This window comes from Streptomyces sp. WM6372 (assembly GCF_001279655.1).
In the GTDB taxonomy this organism is placed as follows: Bacteria; Actinomycetota; Actinomycetes; order Streptomycetales; family Streptomycetaceae; genus Streptomyces.
The window spans coordinates 106,828-127,856 of record NZ_LGDB01000227.1 but is presented as its reverse complement, the minus strand read 5'-3'; the positions used below and the strand labels follow the sequence as shown (position 1 = coordinate 127,856).

Here is a 21,029-nt window from a genome sequence, read left to right as displayed (position 1 = left end):
GACGCGAGCCGGCTGCTCCCCGGACCGCCGCTCAACCCCCCGGGCCTCCGGCCGCCCAGCGGGCGAGCTCGGTGCGCGTCGGCGGGTCGGCGCCCTCGCGGGTGCAGGTCAGGGCCGCGGCGCGGGAGGCCAGTACGAGCGCCGAGGCCACGCGGCCGTCCAGGTCCGTGCGGGCCGTCGCCTCGCGCAGGGCCGTACGGGCGCGCGCGGCATCGGCGGCTCCGGCCAGGTCCGCGCAGGCCAGGAGACCGGCGTGGAGCAGCCCGCTGATCAGGCCCGCCATGAAGGCGTCGCCCGCGCCCACGGTGTCGGCGACCTTGACGGCGGTCGCCGGCACACGGCACTGGCCGCCCGGCCAGAAGACCCGTGCGCCCGCGCCGCCCGAGGTCACGACGACGAGCGCCGGACCGCTTCCGTCCGCCCAGTGCCGGGCCGCCTCGTCGGAGGTTCGCCCGGGGTAGAGCCGGCCGAGGTCCTCCTCGCTGGCCTTCACCACGTCGCTCAGCGCGACGAACCGCTCGGCGCGGGGCCGCTCGCGGTCGGCCCCCGTGAGCAGCGCGGGCCGGATGTTCGGGTCGTACGAGACCGTGGCGCCGGGCCGGGCGGCCTCGACGGCCGCGAACACCCGGTCCGCGCCCGGGGCGAGGGCCGTCGCGACCGACCCGGTGTGGAGGTGGGCCGGCGCCGGACCGGAGGCGGGTGCGGTGAGCGCGGCGAGCGGTGGATCCCAGGTGATGTCGAACGTGTAGTGCGCGCTGCCCGCCGCGTCCAGCCGGGCGGTGGCCGTCGAGGTCGCCCCCTCGGTGAACGACCCCGGGGTGAGCACCACGCCGCTGCCGCGCAGGTGGGCGTGGAGTTCGCGGCCCGGCCCGTCGCGGCCGATCCGGGTGGCGAGCCGCACCGGGTGGCCCAGCCTGGCCAGGCCGAGGGCCACGTTGGCCGGGCTGCCGCCCGGGCGGGCGCGCCGGACCCCGTCCTCGCGGGTCAGGACGTCGGTGATCGCCTCGCCGATGACGAGGGTGGTGGCGGGCGCGGCGGGCGCGGCGGGCGGGGTGGGCGCGGCGGGCGGGGTGGGCGGCGCGGTCGGGGCGGTCCGGACGGTCGGGCCGGGTCCCGCTCCCGGTCCTGCCGTCACGGGGTGACCAGGATCTTGCGGCCCTGTCCGGCCCGGAACCGTCCGAGCGCGGCCGCGTAGTCGGTGAGCGGCAGCCGGTCGCTGATGAACACGTCCGGGTCCAGGACGCCCGCGGCGAAGAGCTCCGCGGCCCGTTCGTAGCTGTGCAGGACCGCCATCGACCCGGTGATGGTGATCTCCCGGTTGTAGATGCGGTACGGCTCGATCGTGGCGCGGGCCGCGTAGTCGGCCACCCCGAACTGGAGGTAGGTGCCGCCCCTGGCCACCCGGGCGATGGCGTCCTGGATGGCCTGTTCGCTGCCGGTCGCGTCGATGACGAGGTCCCAGCCGCGCGGGCGGTCGATCTCGTCCGGGGAGCCGACGGCGTGGGTGCAGCCGAGGGTGCGGGCGGTCGCGAGCCGATCGGGGTTGACGTCGACCATGTCGACGGCGACGGCGCCGGTGCGCTTGGCGAGCTCCATCATCATCAGGCCCATCGTGCCGGAGCCGTAGATCAGGACGCTGCTGGCGAGTTGGGCGCGCAGGACGTCGTACCCCCGTACCGCGCAGGAGAGCGGCTCGATCAGGGCGGCGTCCTCCACGCGGACGTGGTCGGGGAGCCTGACGCAGTTGGCGGCGGGCGCGACGGCGAACTCGGCCGCCGCTCCCGGGACGGTGACCCCGATGGCCGCGTAGCGCTCGCAGAGGTTGTTCCGGCCCATCCGGCAGTAGTGGCAGGCGTTGCAGTACAGCGACGGGTCGACCGCGACCCGGTCGCCGATGGCCAGCCCGGTCACCCCGGGGCCGTACGCGACGACGCTGCCGGCGAACTCGTGGCCCGGCACGATCGGCAGACCGGGCGCGAACTCGCCCTGGAGGATGTGCAGATCGGTTCCGCACAGCCCGCACGCGGCGACCTGGACCACCACCTCCCCGGGGCCGGGCTTCGGGTCGTCGACGGTCTCGATCGTCACGACGCCGGGAGCGCTGATGACGGCTGCTTTCACTTGACTGCTCCAAGGGAGAGGCCCTGGACGAGCTTGTCCTGGGCGGCGAACCCGGCGATGAGGACCGGCAGCGAGATGCACACGGCGGCGGCGCACACCTTCGCCAGGAAGAGCCCCTGGCTGGTGACGAACCCCGTGAGGAAGACGGGTGCGGTGCCGGCCACGACTCCGGTCAGGACGCGGGCGAAGAGGAGCTCGTTCCAGCTGAAGATGAACGAGATGAGCGCGGTGGCGGCGATGCCGGGCGCGGCGACGGGCGCCACGATCCGGACCAGGGTGGTGGGCAGCCCGGCGCCGTCGATGGAGGCCGCCTCCAGGATCTCCTTGGGCACCTCGGCGAGGAAGGAGCGCATCATCCACACCGCGATCGGCAGGTTCATCGAGGTGTAGAGGACGACCAGGAGCCAGATGTTGTCCAGCATGCCGGTGTTCCGGGCGATGAGGTACAGCGGCAACAGCCCGGCCACGGCGGGGAGCATCTTGGTCGACAGGAAGAAGAACAGCACGTCGGTCCACTTCCGGACCGGCTTGATGGACAGGGCGTACGCGGCCGGCAGGGCCAGCGCCAGGACCAGCAGGGTCGACACGACGCTCGCCGTGGCCGAGTTGATCAGCGGCGGCCACGGGCTCGTCCCCGTGCTCGCCCCGAAGAACTCCCGGTAGCCGTCCAGGGTGAGCGCGGCGCCCACGCCGGGCGGGTTGGTCGCGGCGTCCTGCTCGCTGTGCAGCGAGGTGAGGACCATCCACGCGAACGGGAGGAAGAACAGCAGCCCGCAGAGCCAGGCCGCCAGGCCCCAGGCGCTGCGGCGGACGAGGGCGATCACAGGGCCTCCTCGCGGAACAGGGACGAGACCGTACGCAGGGCGAAGGTGGCGATGAGCAGGGAGCAGAGGACGACGAGCACGCCCTCGGCGGAGGCCTGGCCGTAGTCGTGGGCCTGGTAGAAGGTCTCGTAGACGGTGTAGGGCAGGTTGGCGGTGCCCAGACCGCCGGAGGTGAGGGTGAAGACCGCGTCGAAGTTCTGGACGACGTAGATGCTGCCGAGGAGGGCGGCCAGTTCCAGGTAGCGGCGCAGGTGCGGGAAGGTGAGGTGGCGGAAGACCTGCCAGGCGCCGGCCCCGTCGACGTGCGCGGCCTCGACGATGTCGGGCGGCCGGCTCTGCAGCCCGGCGAGCAGGATCAGCATCATGAACGGCGTCCACTGCCAGATCAGCGACACCTCCACCGCGACCAGCGGGAGGCTGGACATCCAGTCGGGCTGTGGGGCGCCGTCGCTGCCGAACAGGCTCCAGATCCAGGTGAGCGAGCCGTTGATCAGCCCGTACGAGGCGTTGTAGAGCGCGTGCTTCCACAGCAGGGCGGAGGCCGCCGGGACGACGAGGAACGGCGCGATCAGCAGGGTGCGGACGATGCCGCGGCCCAGGAAGCTCCGGTCGAGCAGCAGGGCCAGCCCGAGGCCGAGGAGGAGGCTGGTGAGCACCACCGCCGAGGTGAGGACGACGGTGGTGAGCAGCGAGGACCTCAGCGCGGGATCGGTCAGGGCGGTGCGGTAGTTGGCGAGACCGCCGAAGCCCCGGTCGTCCGGCGCCAGGGCGTTCCAGCGCATGAACGAGATGACCAGGGTGGCGACGAACGGCAGCTGCGTCACCGCGATCAGGAAGACCAGGGCCGGCAGCAGGGGCGCGCGCCGGGCCCAGGCGCCGCGGGGGCGTGGTCCGGTGGGGCGGGCGGCCCGGTACGGGCTGCCGCGCAGGGGGGTGCGAGGGGGTTTTGCCGTCAGAGGGGCGGTCATGGGGGAGCCTCCGTTCTGCCGCTCAGTTGCCCGCGTACTTCTTGGCGACGGCCTGCGCACGGGACTGGCCCGCCTTCAGGGCTTCCTCGACGCTGGTACGGCCCGCGATGGCGGAGCTGATCTGCTGGGAGACCTCGGTGCCGAGGTCGGTGAACTCGGGGATGCCGACGAACTGGATGCCGGGGGCGGGCCGCGACTGGACGCCCGGGTTGTCGGGATCGGCCGTGGTCAGCGCGGACTCGGTGGCGTCGGCGAAGGCGGACGCCGCGGCCACGTAGTGTGGGTTGGCGTACGTGGAGGTGCGCTTGCCGGCCGGGAGGCGGGACCAGCCGAGCTGCTCGCCGACGAGGTTCTCGTACTCCTTGCCCGATGCCCAGGAGACGAACTTCCAGGCGTCGTCCTGGTGTTTGCCGGCCTTCTGCAGTCCCCAGGCCCAGGTGTAGAGCCAGCCGGAGCTCTTGGTCCGCTCGACGGGGGCGGGCGCGTAGCCGACCTTGCCCGCCACGGGGGAGGCCTTGTCCTCCAGGGGGCCGGCGGCGGAGGTGGCGTCGTACCACATGGCGACCTTGCCCTGCTCCATTTCATTGAGGCATTCGGTGAACCCGGCCTGCGGGGCGCCGGCTTCGCCGTGGTCGCGGACCAGGTCGACGTAGAACTTCACGGCCTTGGTGAACTCGGGGCTGTCGAGCCGCGCCGTCCAGTCCTTCTCGAACCAGGTGCCGCCCATGGTGTTCACGACGGTGGTCAGTGGGGCCATCACCTCGCCCCAGCCCGGCAGGCCGCGCAGGCAGATCCCCTTCATTCCGGGCCTGGCCCCGTCGGCCTTCGCCGCCAGCTCGGCGACCTCGGCCCAGGTGGGGTTCGCCGGCATGGTGAGGTTCTTCTCGGCGAAGACGTCCTTGCGGTACATGAGGAACGAGGACTCGCCGTAGAACGGCTCCGCGTAGATCTCGCCGGAGGCGGTGAGAGACTCCTGGATCGGGGGCAGGACGTCGCCCTGGTCGAAGGCGGGATCGGCCTTGGCGCGGGCGGTGAGGGGGGAGAGCCAGCCGTTCTTCGCGTAGAGGGGCGTCTCGTAGTTGCTGATCGTGGCGACGTCGTACTGGCCGGCCTGGCTGGCGAAGTCCTGGCTGATCTTGTCCCGTACGTCGTTCTCGGGCAGCGCGGTGAAGTGGACCGTGATCCCGGTGGCCTTGGTGAAGTGGTCGGCGGTGAGCTTCTGGAGGTCCACCATCTGGGGGTTGTTGACCATCAGCACGTTGATGGAGCGGCCCCCGGAGCCGCCGGCGGCTCCGCCGGCGCCGGAGCACGCGGCGAGCACGGCCATGCCGAGTCCGACGGCTGCCGCTCGGGAGGCCCGGGAGGCCCTGCTGGTTCCTCGGGTCGTCATGGTGGTCCCCTCTCGGTGGTGGTTTCGGGCATGCCGCAGACACGCGTGGCGTGCGGCGTGCGGAGTGCCGAGTGCGTTGGTGCGGCCGGGCGGTCGGGCGGCCGGGCGGACGGGCGGATCAGACGCGGATGACCTGCGGGCCCAGCAGCGAGTACCGGTGGGCCTCGGCGACCGGGAGCCCGGTGTCGGTGATGATCGTCTCGAAGTCGGACACTTCGGCGAAGCGGCAGAAGCTGCTGGCACCGAACTTGCCGTGGTGCCCGATGAAGATCCGTCTGCGGGAGACCTCCAGTGCCTTCGCCTTGACGTCGGCCACCACCGGATCGGGGGTGGTGAGGCCGCAGTCCCGGGAGATGCCGTTCGATCCCAGGTAGGCCAGGTCGATGACGAAGCCCGAGAGCATCGCACAGGCCCACGAGCCCACGCTGGCCAGCGTCCGGGCGCGGACCCGGCCGCCCAGCAGCAGGGTGGTGTGCGGAGAGTCGGCCACCGCCGCGGCCGTCGACAGCGAGGCGGTGACCACGGTGAGCGGTCGGTCGGTGGGCAGCAGGGTGGCCAGCAGCTGCGGGGTGTACCCCTCGTCGATGAAGACGGTTTCCGCCCCGCCGAGCAGTCCGGCGCCCTGCGCGGCGATCCGGCGCTTGTTCTCGACGTGGCGCGTCACGCGCTGCGCCAGGTTGGTCTCGAAGCCGGCGCTCTCGACCGGGTACGCGCCCCCGTGGGTCCGGCGGACCAGCCCCCGGCGCTCCAGTTCGCTCAGGTCCCGGCGGATCGTCTCCGGCGCCACCCCGAGGTCCGCCGCGACGCCGGCGACCTCCAGTCGCCCCTGCTGCCGGGCCAGGGTGAGCAGCCGCTGGTGGCGTTCCTCTGATCGCATCGGACGTACCTGCCCTTCCCCAGCCCGTTCGGGCACCGGCGGCCCGAACGGGCCCGCCAAAGATTTATACCGCCGGGCGTGAGCCGCGCACCGGCCCGTTCAGGGCATGTGATGGCCCGGATGCGCCCGTTCCGGAAGGGGCGGAACAGCACGTCGGAGACGTCCGCTTGGTCATTCCGGGCGCTGGAGGCGCCCGTTCGGCGCATTCGGGTGCCGGATCTGATGCGGGCCCGGCCCCGCGTCGAGGGCGGCGTCCGCGCAGGTCGCGCTCGTACGAGCAGTCGGGAATCGATCGGCCCGATCTCCCCACCACTGCCGGATCGTTGGCCTACCCTTCCCCCGTGGACCAGCTGATCGCCGAAGACCCGACCCGTATCGGCCCGTACCGACTCATCGCCCGGCTGGGCGCCGGCGGGATGGGTCTGGTCTATCTGGGCCGCTCCGAGGTCGGCCGTACCGTCGCCGTGAAGGTGGTGCAGGCCGAGTACGCCGGCCACCCCGAGTTCCGCAGGCGCTTCGCCCGCGAAGTGGCCGCCGCGCGGCGGGTGGGCGGCAGTTGTACGGCGGCCGTGCTCGACGCCGATCCCGAGGCCGCGATCCCCTGGGTGGCGACCCAGTACATCCCCGGCCCCGACCTGCACGCCGTCGTCGCCGAGCACTTCGGGCCGCTGCCCGGGCACTCCGTCCACACCCTCGCCAACCGCCTCGCCCTCGCCCTCCAGGCCGTGCACGAGGCGGGCCTGATCCACCGCGACCTCAAGCCGTCCAACGTCCTCGTCACCGTCGACGGCCCCCGCGTCATCGACTTCGGGATCGCCCGGGCGATGGACAGCCTGGCCGAGGAGCACAGCCTGCACACCCGCACCGGCATGCTGATCGGTTCCCCCGGTTTCATGTCGCCGGAGCAGGTCCGCGGTCTCGAACTCACCCCCGCCAGCGACGTCTTCTGCCTGGGCGCCGTCCTCGTCTACGCCGCCACCGGGCGCCTCCTCTTCGGCGCCACGGAGACCGGCCTGAACGCCCACCTCTTCCGGGTCGCCGAGGAGGAGGCGGACCTGACCGGCGTACCGGAGACGCTGGTCGGCCTCGTACGGGAATGCCTGCACAAGGACCCGGCCCGGCGGCCGAGCCCCCGGGAAGTGGCCGAGCGTACGGCGGCGGATCAGGGGACGGATCAGGCGGCGGAGTGGCTGCCGGGCGCCGTACTGGCGCAGCTCGGCCGCCATGCCGCCGAGCTGCTCGACTACGCCCCGGTGATCCCCGCCCAGGCTCCGGCCCCCGAGCGGATGCCCGTCCCGCAGGACCAGCGGCGGGACCAGCCGCCGCCCCTGCCGCCCGCCTACGCCCCGACGCCTCCCGCGCCCTTCGATCCCGCGCGGGGATTCGGGCCGCCCCCGGGCGCGCCCCCGAGCGCCTGGCCGCTGATCCCGCCCCAGGCCTCCCCTTCCGGTCAGGAGCCCGCGCACCCCAAGCGCTGGTGGGGGCTGGCGGTGATCGCGCTGGTGCAGTTGCTGGTGTTCCTGCAAGCGGGGAACTTCAGCGTCGCCCTTCCGGGTGTGCGGGCCGACCTGGACGTGTCCGCCGATGGCATGCGGACGATGGTCGGCGCCTACGGCATCGCCTTCGGTGCGGTGCTGCTGTTCGGCGGGCACATCGCGGACGTCGTGGGACGCAAACAGACACTGATCGTCGGTCTGCTCGGCTGCGCGGCCGCCTCGGCGCTCGGCGGATCGGCCGGTGAGTCCGGCACGCTCGTCTGGGCCCGCGTCCTCCAGGGCGTCTTCGGCGGGCTGCTGACACCGGCCGCGCTGTCCCTGGTGGCCACGGGCTTCACCGACCCGAAGGAACGCGGCAGGGCCTTCGGGATCTACGCCGCGATCGCGGCCGGAGGCACGGCACTCGGGACGGCCGAGGGCGGATGGCTGGTCAACGCCCTGAGCTGGCGCGGCTCGCTGTACGTCGGGGTTCCCATCGCCGTGATCGCGCTGATCGGCACGCTCGCCCTGGTGCACGAGCGCCCGGGCCGCACCGCCGGCCACTTCGACGTACCGGGCGTGCTGCTCGGCTCCGGCGGGGTCACCGCCCTGATGTACGGACTCGGCGAGGCCCAGCCGCGCGGCTGGGCCACCCCCCTGGTCCTGGTCCTGCTCGTGGGGGGCGTCCTCCTGCTCGCCGGTTTCCTGTGGCGGCAGTCCGCGGCATCGAACCCGCTCCTCCCGGCGTACGTCTTCACGGACCCGAACCGCGCGGGCGGTCTCCTCGCCGTGCTCCTGGCCGGGGTCGGCACCTTCGCCCTGTACCCGGTCGTGGGCTACTACCTCCAGGTCGTCCTGGGCTACGACCCGGCCACGGCCGGAGAGGACTTCCTCCCCCTGGTCGCCGCGATCGTGGTCGGCTCCACCCAGGTCTCCGCCCGACTGCTGCCCCGCGTCGCGCCCCGCGTCCCGATCCTGGCGGGCCTGGCGCTCACGGCGGTCGGGCTGTTCCTGCTGACCGGCCTGAGGTTCGAGGGTTCGTACGCGACCGGGGTGCTGCCCGGCATGCTCCTCGTCGGCCTCGGTATCGGCGTGGCGTTCGTCCCGATCTTCGCCACCGTGACCGGCGCGGTCGCGGCGGAGCATTCCGGGAGAGCCGCGGCGGCCCTCTTCACGGCCCAGGCACTGGGCACGGCGATCGGCGCGGCAGTGTTCGACACCGTGCTTTCCGGCCGGGTGGGCCGCCTGGGCGCCGGGTCGGTGATGCCTCGGATGATCGAGAAGGAGCTGTTGCGCGCCCAGACCGCCAACTTGTGGTGGGCGGCCGGCAGCGTGGTGCTCGCGGGTCTGGTCGCCGGCCTGATGGTCCGGTCCCGGGGCCCCCGGGACGGCGCACGGCCTGCCTCCGCGGCAGGCGGCTGATCGGGCCCGCGTTCACCCGACGCGGTGGAGGTGGCCGGACTTCCGGTGGAGGGGGGTGGACTTACTAGGACGTCCAACTATATGTTCGTGACAGAGCCCGCGGTGCAGGGAAGCCGGTGTGAATCCGGCGCGGTCCCGCCACTGTGACCGGGGAGCGTGTTGTCCAGCAGGTCAGGCCACTGACGGGGAGATCCGTCGGGAAGGCCGGACGGCGCGCGCTGATCCGGGAGTCAGGATACCGGCCGTGGGGTGTTCCGTGTTGTCCACGAGGATGGAGAAGACACGCATGGCACCGGTACGTGACCACGGCCCTGGTGATCCGGCGGAGTTCGCGAAGTACGCGGCCATGACCGCGCGTTCGTAGCTCACCGAAGGCATCCGCACCCGCGCCTGCACCCGCTTGCCGCTCAGGCATGAGCTTGCGCAGGCGCATCCCCCTCCGCACCCGCATCCGCGCCGGCCCCCGCAACCCGCCCCGCGCCTGCTGCCTTCGCTGTCCCGCGGCCCGCCCGGCGGCGGCGCGCACCACGACCGGTGCCGCCCCGCCGGCCCGCCGCGCCCTCCTCGGATCCCACCTGACGAGAGCAGGCTTCCCATGGTCCGTGAACTCACCCACTTCATCGGCGGAAAGCACACCACCGGGACCTCAGGTCTCCACGCCGACGTGTACGACCCCAACACCGGAGCCGTCCAGGCCCGCGTTCCCCTGGCGGGCCGCGCCGACACCGAGGCGGCCATCGCCAACGCCGAGGAGGCACAGGCGGAATGGGGCCAGTGGAACCCGCAGCGGCGTGCCCGCGTCATGCTGCGCTTCCTCCAGCTCGTCGAAGGCGAACGCGAGGCACTGGCCCGGCTGTTGTCCGCCGAGCACGGCAAGACCGTCGCCGACGCCCACGGCGACCTCCAACGCGGGCTGGAGGTAGTCGAGTTCGCCGCCGGAATTCCGCACCTCCTCAAGGGCGAGTTCACCGACAACGCCGGCTCCGGCATCGACGTGCACTCGCTGCGCGGCCCGCTCGGGGTCGTCGCCGGGATCACCCCCTTCAACTTCCCCGCGATGATCCCGCTGTGGAAGGCCGCACCAGCCCTCGCCTGCGGAAACGCCTTCATCCTCAAGCCCTCCGAGCGGGACCCCTCCGTACCGCTGCGCCTCGCCGAGCTGTTCCTGGAGGCCGGGCTGCCGCCGGGCGTGCTCAACGTGGTCAACGGCGGCAAGGAGGCCGTCGACACCCTCCTGGAGGACCCGCGCGTCCAGGCCCTCGGCTTCGTGGGTTCCACCCCGATCGCCGCGCACATCTACGCCACCGCCGCCGCCCACGGCAAGCGCGCCCAGTGCTTCGGCGGCGCCAAGAACCACATGATCGTGATGCCGGACGCCGACCTCGACCAGGCCGCCGACGCCCTCATCGGCGCCGGCTACGGCTCGGCCGGCGAGCGCTGCATGGCGATCTCCGTCGCCGTCCCCGTGGGCGAGGAGACCGCGGACGCGCTGGTGGCCAAGCTGACGGAGCGCATCTCCGCCCTGCGCATCGGCACCTCCGACGACCCGGACGCCGACTTCGGCCCCCTCGTCAGCCGGGAAGCCCTCGACCGGGTCAACCGCCACGTCGGCATCGGCGCCACCGAGGGCGCCGAACTCCTCGTGGACGGACGAGGGTTCACCCTCCCCGGCCACGAGAACGGCTTCTTCGCCGGAGCCTCCCTCTTCGACCGGGTGACCCCGCAGATGCGGATCTACCGCGAGGAGATCTTCGGCCCGGTGCTGTGCGTCGTACGGGCCGCCGACTACGAGGAGGCCCTGCGCCTGCCCAGCGAGCATCCGTACGGAAACGGCGTGGCCATCTTCACCCGCGACGGCGACACCGCCCGCGACTTCACCCGCCGCGTCAACACCGGCATGGTCGGCGTCAACGTCCCCATCCCGGTCCCCGTCGCCTACCACACCTTCGGAGGCTGGAAGAAGTCCGGCTTCGGCGACCTGGGTCAGCACGGTCCGGACGCCATCCGCTTCTACACCCGCACCAAGACCGTCACCTCGCGCTGGCCCTCCGGGGCCAAGGAGGGCGCGAGCTTCACCATCCCGACGATGGGATGACGCCGTGACCACGACCCTGCTCACCAAGGACCAGCTCGCCCTGGCCGAGGTCACCCTCGACTTCGCCCAGGAGCAGCTCGCCCCGCACTCCCTCACCTGGGACCAGGACAAGCACTTCCCCGTCGACGTACTGCGCCGCGCGGCCGGCCTCGGCCTCGCCGGGCTCTACGTACGCGAGGAGTCCGGCGGCTCCGGCCTCAGCCGCACCGACGGCGTCCTCGTCCTGGAGGTGCTGGCCACCGGCTGTCCCTCCATCGCGGGCTACCTCTCCATCCACAACATGGTCGCCTGGATGATCGACCGGTACGGGGACCAGGACCAGCGCGCCCGCTGGCTGCCCGGCCTCTGCGCGGCCGAAACCCTGGGCAGCTACTGCCTGACCGAGCCCGGGGCGGGTTCGGACGCGGCCGCCCTGCGCACCCGCGCCCAGCGGGACGGCGACGGCCACTACGTACTGACCGGCGTCAAGCAGTTCATCTCCGGCGCCGGCGCCTCCGACGTGTACGTCGTCATGGCCCGCACCGGTGGGGACGGCCCGGCCGGCATCTCCGCCTTCGTCGTCGAACGCGGCGACCGCGGGCTCTCGTTCGGCCCCAACGAACGCAAGATGGGCTGGAACGCCCAGCCCACGCGGCAGGTCGTCCTCGACGGGGTGAGGATCCCCGCCGGCCGGCGGCTCGGCGCCGAAGGGGACGGCTTCCGCATCGCCATGAACGGCCTCAACGGCGGCCGCCTCGGCATCGCCGCCTGCTCCCTCGGCGGCGCGCAGAGCGCCCTCGACCGCAGCCTCACCCACCTCGCCGACCGGGAGGCGTTCGGCGCGCGGCTGCTCGACGCGCAGGCGCTGCAGTTCCGGCTGGCCGACATGGCCACCGAACTGACCGCCGCCCGCGCCCTGGTCCGTACGGCCGCCGAGGCGCTGGACCGCGGAGACCCGCAGGCGCCCCAGCTCTGCGCCATGGCCAAGCGCTTCGCGACCGACACGGGCTTCACCGTGGCGGACCGGGCCCTGCAACTCCACGGCGGATACGGCTATGTGAGCGAGTACGGCATCGAGAAGATCGTCCGCGATCTCCGGGTGCACCAGATCCTGGAAGGAACCAACGAGATCATGCGTGTCATCGTCGCCCGCGCCCTGACGGAGAACCTGTGAGGGCGGCCGCGGTGGAAGAGGACCGGCACGTCCTGGTCCGTGTCGAAGGCCACGCCGGCCACCTGACCCTGAACCGGCCGGGCGCCCTCAACGCCCTCAGCCACACCATGGTGCTCCGCATCGAACAGGCGCTGACCGCCTGGGAGAACGACGACGCCGTGCACACGGTCGTGATCTCCGGAGCCGGAGAGCGCGGCCTCTGCGCGGGCGGGGACATCCGCTCCATCCACGCGGACGCCCGCGCGGGCGGCACGGCCTCGGCGGACTTCTGGCGCGACGAGTACCGGCTCAACGCCCGCATCGCCCGCTACCCCAAGCCGTACGTCGCCCTCATGGACGGCATCGTGATGGGCGGCGGGGTCGGGATCTCGGCCCACGGCACGGTACGGATCGTCACCGAACGCTCCCGCGTCGCGATGCCCGAGACGGGCATCGGCTTCATCCCCGACGTCGGCGGCACCTACCTCCTCGCGCTGGCCCCCGGGGAGCTGGGCACCCACCTCGCCCTGACGGGCGCACCCGTCGGCGCCGCCGACGCCCTGCTCTGCGGTCTGGCCGACCACTTCGTACCGGCCGAACGGCTGGACCGGCTGGTGACGGACCTCGCCGGGGCGCCCGTACACGAGGCCCTGGCCCCGTACGTCGCCGAGGCGCCGCCCGGTCAACTGGCCGCCCGGCAGGAGTGGATCGACCACTGCTACGCGGCCGACACGGTCGAGGAGATCCTGGACCGCCTCCTCGCCAGCGGCGAACCCGCGGCCGGAGAGGCGGCCGCCACCCTGGCGGCCAAGTCCCCGACCGCGCTGAAGGTCACCCTGGCCGCGCTGCGCCGTGCCCGCCGGCTCGGGCCGCTGGAACGGGTGCTGGAGCAGGAGTACCGCGTCTCGTGCGCGGCGCTCGGCTCAGCCGACCTCGTCGAGGGCATCCGCGCGCAGGTCATCGACAAGGACCGCAGCCCGCGCTGGTCTCCCGGCACCCTCGCCGAGGTGGCCGAGGAGGACGTGGCCCGGTACTTCGCCCCGCTCGAAGCGGACCGCGAACTGCGGCTCGCCCCCGCCGACTCCCTTCAGGAGGTGCCCTGGTGACCACCGTCATCGCCTTCATCGGCCTCGGCCACATGGGCGGCCCGATGGCCGCCAACCTGGCCGCCGCCGGACACCGGGTGCTCGGATACGACCTCGCCCCCGCCTCCGTGGCCCGGGCCCGGGCGGCGGGCGTGGAGCCCGCGGAATCCGCCCCCGCGGCCGCCGCCGAGGCGGACGTGGTGATCACCATGCTGCCCGCGGGCCGCCATGTCCTCGCCCTCTACCGGGACGAGGGGCTGCTCGCCGCCGCGAAGCCCGGCACCCTGTTCGTCGACTGCTCCACCATCGACGTCGCCGACGCCCGCGCCGCCCACGAGGCGGCCACCGCGGCCGGACACCGGGCCCTCGACGCACCCGTGTCGGGTGGGGTCATGGGCGCCGAGGCCGCCACGCTCACCTTCATGGCCGGCGGGGGAGCGGCGGAGTTCGCCCGGGCCGAACCCCTGCTGTCCGCGATGGGGAAGAAGACCGTGCACTGCGGAGGCGCGGGCGCCGGGCAGGCCGCGAAGATCTGCAACAACATGATCCTCGGCATCTCCATGATCGCCGTCAGCGAGGCCTTCGTCCTCGGCGAGAGCCTCGGCCTCTCCCACCAGGCACTGTACGACGTCGCCTCCACCGCGTCCGGCCAGTGCTGGGCGCTCACCACCAACTGCCCCGTCCCCGGACCGGTCCCGGCCAGCCCCGCCAACCGCGAGTACCGCCCCGGATTCGCCGCCCCCCTCATGGCCAAGGACCTCGCACTGGCGGCCAACGCCCTGCGCGCGGGCGGCATCGACGCCGGACTCGGTCTGCGCGCCGCCGAGATGTACGCCGCCTTCGCCGAAGGCGCCGGAACCGACCAGGACTTCTCCGGCATCGTCAACGCCCTGCGCGGCGCCGCCGCAGCACAGAACGGATGAACCCCATGACCGACACCGCCGCCGAAACCGACACCGGCACCCCGTACGAGACGATCCTCGTCGAGCGCAAGGGCCGCACGGCGGTCCTCACCCTCAACCGCCCGAAGGCCCTCAACGCCCTCAACCTCCAGGTCATGGACGAGGTCGTGGCCGCCACCGAGGCGCTGGACCGGGACCCGGAGATCGGCTGCATCGTCCTCACCGGCTCCGCCAAGGCCTTCGCGGCGGGCGCGGACATCAAGGAGATGCAGCCGCAGGGGTACATGGACATGTACCTCAGCGACTGGTTCACGGCCTGGGACCGCCTGGGGAACCTGCGCACCCCCACCGTGGCGGCCGTCTCCGGCTACGCCCTCGGCGGCGGCTGCGAGCTGGCCATGCTCTGCGACATCCTGCTGGCCGCCGACACCGCCGTCTTCGGGCAGCCCGAGATCAAGCTCGGCGTCATCCCGGGCATCGGCGGCTCCCAGCGGCTGACCCGGGCCGTCGGGAAGGCCAAGGCGATGGAACTCTGCCTGACCGGACGGACCATGGACGCCGCCGAGGCGGAACGGGCCGGCCTGGTCTCCCGCATCGTCCCGGCGGACGAGCTGCTCGCCGAGGCCCTCACGGTCGCCGAAACGGTGGCCGCCATGTCCGCCCCCGTCGCCATGATGGCCAAGGAGGCCGTGAACCGGGCCTTCGAGACCACCCTCGCCGAGGGCGTCCGCTTCGAACGCCGCCTGTTCCACGCGGTGTTCGCCACGGCCGACCAGAAGGAGGGCATGAGCGCCTTCGTGGACAAGCGCGCCGCGGACTTCACCCACCGCTGAGCGGACTGTGATCCCTCCCTCGCCCGGCCGGATCCCGATCCCCCGCGCGGTTCGCCGGCGTACCGTGTGATCACGGAGTCGGCACGCCCGCGCGGGCCGGGCGGGGAGGAGCGGGAGCCATGGTTCCGGGGACGGTGCAGCAGCTCACCATTCTGCTGATCCTGGTGCTGCCCGGGGTCTTCTACCAGGCGGTCCGGGAGCACCTGCGCGGCGCCGTCGCGGCGGAACAGGAACCGCAGAACCGCATCGTGCGCGCGATCGCGGCCGGGGCCCTGCTCGACACCGTGTACGCGGTCGCCGCCGGGCCCTGGCTGGTCGCCCTGCTCGCCGGTGACGGAGCCGGGCCGCTCGCCGGGGTGATGCGGCGCCCCCGGCAGGCGGGGCTCGCCGCGCTGCTCCTGGTGGTCGTGGTGCCCTCGGGCATCGCCTGGGCGGAGGCCGCGTGGGGGAGGCGGCGCAGGAGGGCCCGGTACGAGCCGACGCCGACGGCCTGGGACGCGCTGTTCCGCGACCGCGGGTCGTGCTTCGTCCGGGCCCGCCTCAAGAGCGGGCTGTGGGTGGGCGGTTGGCTGGGCCCGCAGTCGGCCGTGTCCGCCTTCCCCCAGCAGGGGGACCTCTACCTGCAGTCCCAGTACCGGATGGCACCCGACGGCCGGTTCCTCGGCCGGGTGCCCGACACCGGCGGGGTCTACCTCCGGGCCGCCGACATCGACGTACTGGAGGTCCTGCTGCCGCCCGGACCGCACCAGCCGCAGACACCCACCGACGAAGGGGAAGCCGTACATGACACCGCATCGTGACGGGGCGTCCGACGAGGAACTGGAAGCCCTGCTGGAGGAGTTCTCCGATCGCCGGGTCTACCGGCCGACCGGAGACACGGCCGAACCGGAGGACCTGCCCCAGTCGGGATCGGGCACCGCGCAGGCCGAGCCGGCCCCGCCCGCCGAGCCGCCCGCCGGCTGACACGGCGGCGGGTCAGGCACCCGCGTGGATGTGCGCGGCCCACAGGTGCGGGGCGCGGGCGAGGCGCCCGCGCAGGGCCCGGACCGGCCGGTGCAGGGCCGCCGCCGGGTCGATGGGGCGGCCGTGGGCGATGTCGTCGGCGAGCGCCGTGTAGAACTCCTCCGCCAGCCGGGTCGCCAGCTTGTCGGAGACCGGCCAGAGCGTCCCCACCACATGGGGATATCCGGCCAGTTGGAACGACGCCGACAGGTGCACCGCCTCGTCGGGCAGCAGGAACCCGCCCTGGGACGTGGAACACGCCGACAGGACCGCGAGGACCGCCGTGCTCGGGTGCCGCGCCGCGACGTCGGCCGCGGTGAGCCGCCCGTCGTGGAGGATCAGACCGCTCTCGAAGGGGGACATCGGGTCGCTGACGCCGTGACAGCTGAAGTGCACCCACGGGTGGTCGGGCAGCGCCCGCCGGACCGCGTCGACGGTCGCCTCGGCCCCCGCGAGCTCGACCCCCGCCGGGAACAGCTCCCGCAGCAGCCGCGCCTCCCGCGAGGCCCCGGGCAGGGGCGCGGCGCCGGGCGTCTCGGCGAGCGCGACCACCAGCGGTGCGGGGGCGGACCGCGGCCCGGGAGCCGTGCCGGAGGCCTGACGGGCACGGACGAGCGCGCGCAGGGTCGGCGTGTACGAGGAGATGACACGGTCCATCACGTTCTCGGCGGAGCGGGCCTCCCGGCGCCCCGCGGCGTGCAGCGGCAGGAACGACAGCCAGCCCGTGGGACACCACCACAGCCGCGTCCACGGTTCGCCGTCGATCGGGACCGTACGCAGCCCGAGCCGGTCGAGGACCGGCGCGGCGACGGAGTCCCACAGCCACTCCAGGGTGTCGGAGAGCATCCGCATGGCGCTCACGGCCTCCTCGGTGCCCAGGTCTCCGTACGCCGCGTCGACCCCCGCGGCGAAGGCGGCGGCGTGGGCCAGGACGGCGTCCGGGGTGACGGCCGGGAGCGGGACCACCTCGACGCCGCCGCCGGCGGTGACGACGAGGGCGTCGGAGCGGTACTGGCTGACGTTCACCACGACGACCGGTCCGGCGGACGCCGCGGCGATCAGGTCCGAGACCCGCGGCGGTCGCAGGAAGTCGTCCATCCCCGGCAGTTCCCGGATCCGGACCAGCAGCTCGTCCCAGCTCCGCGCCAGGGCGTACCGTGACTCGGCGAGGAGACCGGCCTCCTGCCCGGTGACCGGTGCGGCCGGGGACGCGAGGTCGGTGCGGATGACCGCAGCGGGCGCCGGATCGGCGCTCAGCGCGTCCCGGATCCGCTCGAACTCGGCGGCCAGCTCCGCAGACGCCGCGCGCAGCCGGGAGAGGTCACCGCGCATCTCCACACCCTGGGCGAGCAGCACCCCGCGCCCCTGCTCGAGGAGGGTGAGGGCCGACTCCGGATCGCCCACGCGCAGCGCCATGGCCGCGGCGTCGCAGGCCAGGCCCAGACCGGCGCCGAGCCGGGCCGCCTGGTCGGCGCGCCCGAGGGTGCGCGGCGTGAGCCGGGGCAGCAGGTCGACGGCGTACGCGTATCCGGCACGGGCCTCGGCGTCCCGGCCCGCGCCGGCCGCCGCATCGCCCCAGGCCCGGGCGGCGAGCACCCGCACGGGAAGCGATGCGGCCTCGTTCCGTGCGGACTGCCGGGCCAGCCGGGACGCCTCGGCCAGATCGACGCTCTCGCCGAGCCGGGCGCGCCGCCACTGTGCCCGGGCCAGGACCCACTGGGTACGGGCCTGGTCGCGATGGCCCTCGGGCGTGAGGTCGAGCACCTCTCGGGCGGCGGACACCGCGCGTTCCAGCGCCGCGCGGACGGCCGGTCCGGAGTCCTCGTCGGCCTGCTCCGCGAACTCCACGGCGGCGCCGGCCAGATTCGCCAGGGCGAGGGGCCGCAGCGGGTCGCGATCGCCGAGGCGGGCGACGGCCTCCTCCAGGGCCTCCCACGACGCGGCGAGGGCGCCCGGGTCCCGTTCCCCGTCCGGTCCCGGCTCCAGGGCGAGGTCGTGCATGACGATGCCGAGGTTGACGCGGGCCAGGTCCGGGCCGTGCCGTTCACCGTGCTCCAGCGTGCTCGCCTCCCGCAGCAGCGCGACCGCCTCCTGGGCCGCGGCCCGGTCCTCCGTGACCCCGTACCAGGCGCGCAGCGCCTCGGCGAGGTTGGAGAGCAGCCCGGCGCGCTCGAAGACGCGCGGCGGGCTCTCGTCCACCGCGCGGCGCAGTACGGTCACGGCCTCGGCGAGCCAGACGCGGTCCCCGGTGATCCTGGCCCGCTGCATCAGCGCGGAACCCAGGTTCGTGAGCACCATGCCGAGCTGCGCGTGGCGTGCGGGCGCGGCGGCGACGGACTCGCGCAGGGTGCCGATCGCGGCGTCCATGAGAGCCTCGTCGCCGGCGTCGACGGCGGAGTCCCAGAGCACGTGGCCGTAACTGCTGAGCACGGCATGGCGATCGCCGGAGACCCGCGGCGCCGCCGCCAGGGCTGCCCGGTAGGACTCCAGGGCCTCCTCGCGGACCGCCTGGTCCTGCGTGAGGCGGAAGCGTTCACCGAGGACGTTCGCCAGCCCCAGCAAGGCGTTCGGGAGGCTGAGGGCCCCGTCGCCCGTGCCGTACGCGCCCCTTCCGCTCCCGTTCCCGTCCGCTCCGGACAACGCGGCGACGGCTTTGCGGTGCCATACGACGGCCTCTTCGAGGGGAGCGCCGTCCCCGGTGAAGCGGGTGAGCGAGCGCAGCGCGTTGCCGAGGCGGCTGTAGCTCGCGGCGCTGCTGGGCACGGTGGGCGCCCCGGCCCGGGCCGCCTCCCGCAGCACCTCCACGGCCTCCACGATGAGGGCGGCGTCGGAGCGGAACTGTGCGAGCTGTTGCAGGGCGTCCCCCAGGTTGCCGAGCCGGTGCGGCCGGAAGTGGTCGTCCGGCGGGCTCACGGCGACGGCGTCCCGGTGTGCTTGCACCCCTTCGGCCAGCAGTTCCTCGTCGACGGTCAGGGAGGCGAGCCTCACGAGGGCGACGCCGAGGTTGGAGCGGCTCACCGCCTCCTGGCTCGCGTCACCCTCCGGGGCCGAGGCGACCGCCTGGCGCAGGAGGCGCACCGCCTCGGAGTACTCGGCCGGATCGTTCTGCGCGCGGGCGCGGTCCATGTGCACGCCGGCGAAGTCGGACAGGTACTCCGAGCGGCGCGGATCGCCGGCGTCGAGCAGGTCGACCGCCTGCCGCATCAAGGAGGTGCCCTCCGTCCACTGCCCGCGCCGGGCCATCACGTCACCGAGGGCGAACCGCACCGCGGCCCGGTAGCCGGTGCTCTCGTCCGGCAGGGTGAGGCACTCCCGGAACACCCGTACCGCCTCGTCGGTGGCGGCCTCCGCGGCCGCATCCGTGCCGTGCCCCACCGCCGCGAGCGCCCGGGCCAGCTTCAGCAGCACCTCGGCCCGCTGCGGCGCGCCGGGCGGCGTGGCGGCGGCCAGGGCGCGCAGCATGGCGAGCGGTTCCGCGAGCGCCTCGGGGGCGCCTACGGCATGGGCGTGCAAACGCAGCAGGTCGGCGAGGTCCACGGTGCGGGTGACGTGCAGTGGGGAGTCGGGGGCGGTCGCCTCCAGCGCGTGCCGGGCGCAGTCGACCGCGGACTCCAGGTCCTCGAGGCGGCCCCGCTCGACGTAGCGCGAGCGCAGGACCTGGCTCAGCACGTACTGGGCCTGGGTGTGCGCGGGATGTCCGGGAGGGGCGGCCGCCAGGGCCTCGCGCGCGGCGGTGTGCGCGCTGTCGAGGGCCTCGGGATCCCCCGTGTTCACGTTGCGGCCGTTGAGCACGAGGGCGAGGCTGCCGAGGTACACGGCCCGTTCGATGGGGTTCAGGGCCGCGGCGGACGCCTGGCGCAGGGCGTCGACCCCCTCCTCGAAGAGGGCGGTGCGCTCGGCCGGCGGCCGGGGCCGGTCCGCCGGCCCCGGTGGCGCGAGCGAGAGGGAGACCAGTGCCGTTCCCAGGTCGGAGAGGTACGCGGCCGCCGGCTGTCCGGATCCGGCCGCGGCCGCCACCGCGCGCCGCAGGAGCCCGACACCCTCGGACAGCAGCGCGGGCTCGACGAGCGCGACCGCCGCCGCGGCGAGGGCGGCGCCCAGCGCGGCGAGGTGCCATACGTGGTGCGGGTCCTCCGGCGCGCTGGTGCGGGTCGCCAGCCGCAGCTCGGCCACGCTCTCCCGCGCGGCCGCCGGCGCGTCCGTCGCCTCCGCCCAGGCCCTGAGGACGAACCCCAGGTTGCCGTGCCGGCGTGCCTGTTCGGCCCGGTCGCCGGGCGCGGCGGCCACCGCGGCGCGGCTGTGCCGCACAGCATCGGCCAGCAGCTCCCGGCCCGCGCCTTCCCGGAACGCGTACAGGAGCACGAGACCGAAATCGGACAGAGCGGTGCCCTGTTCGATGCCGCCCGCGGGGAAGGCGTCGACCGCGTGGCGCAGCAGGATGCCGCCCACCTGGAGCTGGACGGGATTGCGCTCCTGCTGGTAGAGGGTGATCACCGCGGCGCCGGTCAGGTACATGTCGCCCGGATCGGTGTCCGCCCCCGCGGGCTCGCCCACGAGGACCGCGAGGACCTGCCTCAGCGGGTCCGGGACGCTCTCGGGATCGGCCCGGTACACGTCGTGGAAGCAGAGCACGGCGCGGCCCAGAGCCGCAGGATCCGTCTCCCCGCCGGCGAGGTAGCGGCAGAAGCTGTGCCACGCGAAGGCGTGGACCGCGATCAGCAGGACACTGCCGTCCGGCAGCACGGCGGCCCGGCGCAACTCCTCGGCGGCTTCCGCGGCCTCGTCGGACAGGAACCAGCTCATTGCCTCCGGGTCGTGGGACTCCTGAGGGATGTGGGCGAGGATCCCGTTCGCCAAGTCCTCCACCGTCATGCCTGTGCGCCTTTCGCCTCGGCTCCGGGTG

At 73.8% G+C, this 21,029-nt stretch carries 15 protein-coding genes and 1 riboswitch; of the genes, 8 read left to right on the top strand and 7 right to left on the bottom strand.

Annotated features, from left to right (window positions below):
• Positions 1 to 31: 31 nt before the first annotated feature.
• The 6 genes from ADK52_RS33465 to ADK52_RS33440 all read right to left on the bottom strand — a co-directional run bounded on the left by ADK52_RS33465 (position 32) and on the right by ADK52_RS33440 (position 6,180).
• Positions 32 to 1,135, bottom strand: coding sequence for a carbohydrate kinase family protein (locus ADK52_RS33465; RefSeq protein WP_199828588.1), 1,104 nt, complete (start codon positions 1,133 to 1,135; stop codon positions 32 to 34).
• Positions 1,132 to 2,121 (bottom strand): zinc-dependent alcohol dehydrogenase family protein, encoded by a 990-nt coding sequence (locus ADK52_RS33460; protein WP_053693611.1) that lies wholly within the window; start codon positions 2,119 to 2,121, stop codon positions 1,132 to 1,134. Before ADK52_RS33460 ends, ADK52_RS33465 begins: the two co-directional genes overlap by 4 nt.
• Positions 2,118 to 2,942 (bottom strand): carbohydrate ABC transporter permease, encoded by an 825-nt coding sequence (locus ADK52_RS33455; protein ID WP_107090242.1) that lies wholly within the window; start codon positions 2,940 to 2,942, stop codon positions 2,118 to 2,120. The genes ADK52_RS33460 and ADK52_RS33455 overlap by 4 nt, the downstream gene beginning before the upstream one ends.
• Positions 2,942 to 3,913 carry a carbohydrate ABC transporter permease gene (locus ADK52_RS33450; RefSeq protein WP_053693609.1) on the bottom strand — a complete coding sequence of 324 codons (972 nt, stop codon included), beginning with the start codon at positions 3,911 to 3,913 and terminating at the stop codon, positions 2,942 to 2,944. The genes ADK52_RS33455 and ADK52_RS33450 overlap by 1 nt, the downstream gene beginning before the upstream one ends.
• 22 nt (positions 3,914 to 3,935) lie before the next feature.
• Positions 3,936 to 5,303, bottom strand: a complete 1,368-nt coding sequence (locus tag ADK52_RS33445) for an ABC transporter substrate-binding protein (RefSeq protein ID WP_053693608.1) — start codon at positions 5,301 to 5,303, stop codon at positions 3,936 to 3,938.
• 118 nt (positions 5,304 to 5,421) lie between these two features.
• Positions 5,422 to 6,180, bottom strand: a complete 759-nt coding sequence (locus ADK52_RS33440) for a DeoR/GlpR family DNA-binding transcription regulator (protein ID WP_053693607.1) — start codon at positions 6,178 to 6,180, stop codon at positions 5,422 to 5,424.
• A 341-nt stretch (positions 6,181 to 6,521) separates the two neighbouring features.
• Between ADK52_RS33440 and ADK52_RS43180 the strand changes: the two genes are divergently transcribed.
• The 8 genes from ADK52_RS43180 (at position 6,522) to ADK52_RS33400 (ending at position 16,087) form a co-directional block, all read left to right on the top strand.
• On the top strand, positions 6,522 to 9,077 hold the full coding sequence (locus ADK52_RS43180) for an MDR family MFS transporter (RefSeq protein WP_078988789.1): 2,556 nt from the start codon (positions 6,522 to 6,524) through the stop codon (positions 9,075 to 9,077).
• A gap of 76 nt (positions 9,078 to 9,153) precedes the next feature.
• Positions 9,154 to 9,339, top strand: a riboswitch (cobalamin riboswitch).
• A gap of 333 nt (positions 9,340 to 9,672) precedes the next feature.
• On the top strand, positions 9,673 to 11,172 hold the full coding sequence (locus tag ADK52_RS33430; RefSeq protein WP_053693606.1) for a CoA-acylating methylmalonate-semialdehyde dehydrogenase: 1,500 nt from the start codon (positions 9,673 to 9,675) through the stop codon (positions 11,170 to 11,172).
• A 4-nt stretch (positions 11,173 to 11,176) separates the two neighbouring features.
• Positions 11,177 to 12,325: an acyl-CoA dehydrogenase family protein gene (locus ADK52_RS33425; RefSeq protein ID WP_053693605.1), complete on the top strand. Its 1,149-nt coding sequence runs from the start codon at positions 11,177 to 11,179 to the stop codon at positions 12,323 to 12,325.
• Entirely contained in the window at positions 12,322 to 13,410 is a 1,089-nt protein-coding gene (locus ADK52_RS33420) for an enoyl-CoA hydratase/isomerase family protein (RefSeq protein ID WP_420714976.1), read from the top strand. The genes ADK52_RS33425 and ADK52_RS33420 overlap by 4 nt, the downstream gene beginning before the upstream one ends.
• Complete coding sequence (gene mmsB, locus ADK52_RS33415) at positions 13,407 to 14,312, top strand: 3-hydroxyisobutyrate dehydrogenase (RefSeq protein ID WP_053693604.1); 906 nt, start codon at positions 13,407 to 13,409, stop codon at positions 14,310 to 14,312. Before ADK52_RS33420 ends, mmsB begins: the two co-directional genes overlap by 4 nt.
• Complete coding sequence (locus tag ADK52_RS33410) at positions 14,309 to 15,124, top strand: enoyl-CoA hydratase (RefSeq protein ID WP_420714975.1); 816 nt, start codon at positions 14,309 to 14,311, stop codon at positions 15,122 to 15,124. Before mmsB ends, ADK52_RS33410 begins: the two co-directional genes overlap by 4 nt.
• A gap of 119 nt (positions 15,125 to 15,243) precedes the next feature.
• Positions 15,244 to 15,924 carry a DUF6338 family protein gene (locus ADK52_RS33405; RefSeq protein WP_053693602.1) on the top strand — a complete coding sequence of 227 codons (681 nt, stop codon included), beginning with the start codon at positions 15,244 to 15,246 and terminating at the stop codon, positions 15,922 to 15,924.
• Complete coding sequence (locus ADK52_RS33400) at positions 15,908 to 16,087, top strand: hypothetical protein (protein ID WP_053693601.1); 180 nt, start codon at positions 15,908 to 15,910, stop codon at positions 16,085 to 16,087. The genes ADK52_RS33405 and ADK52_RS33400 overlap by 17 nt, the downstream gene beginning before the upstream one ends.
• A gap of 12 nt (positions 16,088 to 16,099) precedes the next feature.
• On the opposite strand, the gene ADK52_RS33395 is transcribed toward ADK52_RS33400, so the two are convergent.
• Entirely contained in the window at positions 16,100 to 20,998 is a 4,899-nt protein-coding gene (locus tag ADK52_RS33395; protein ID WP_078988788.1) for a CHAT domain-containing tetratricopeptide repeat protein, read from the bottom strand.
• Between the last annotated feature and the right edge of the window lie 31 nt (positions 20,999 to 21,029).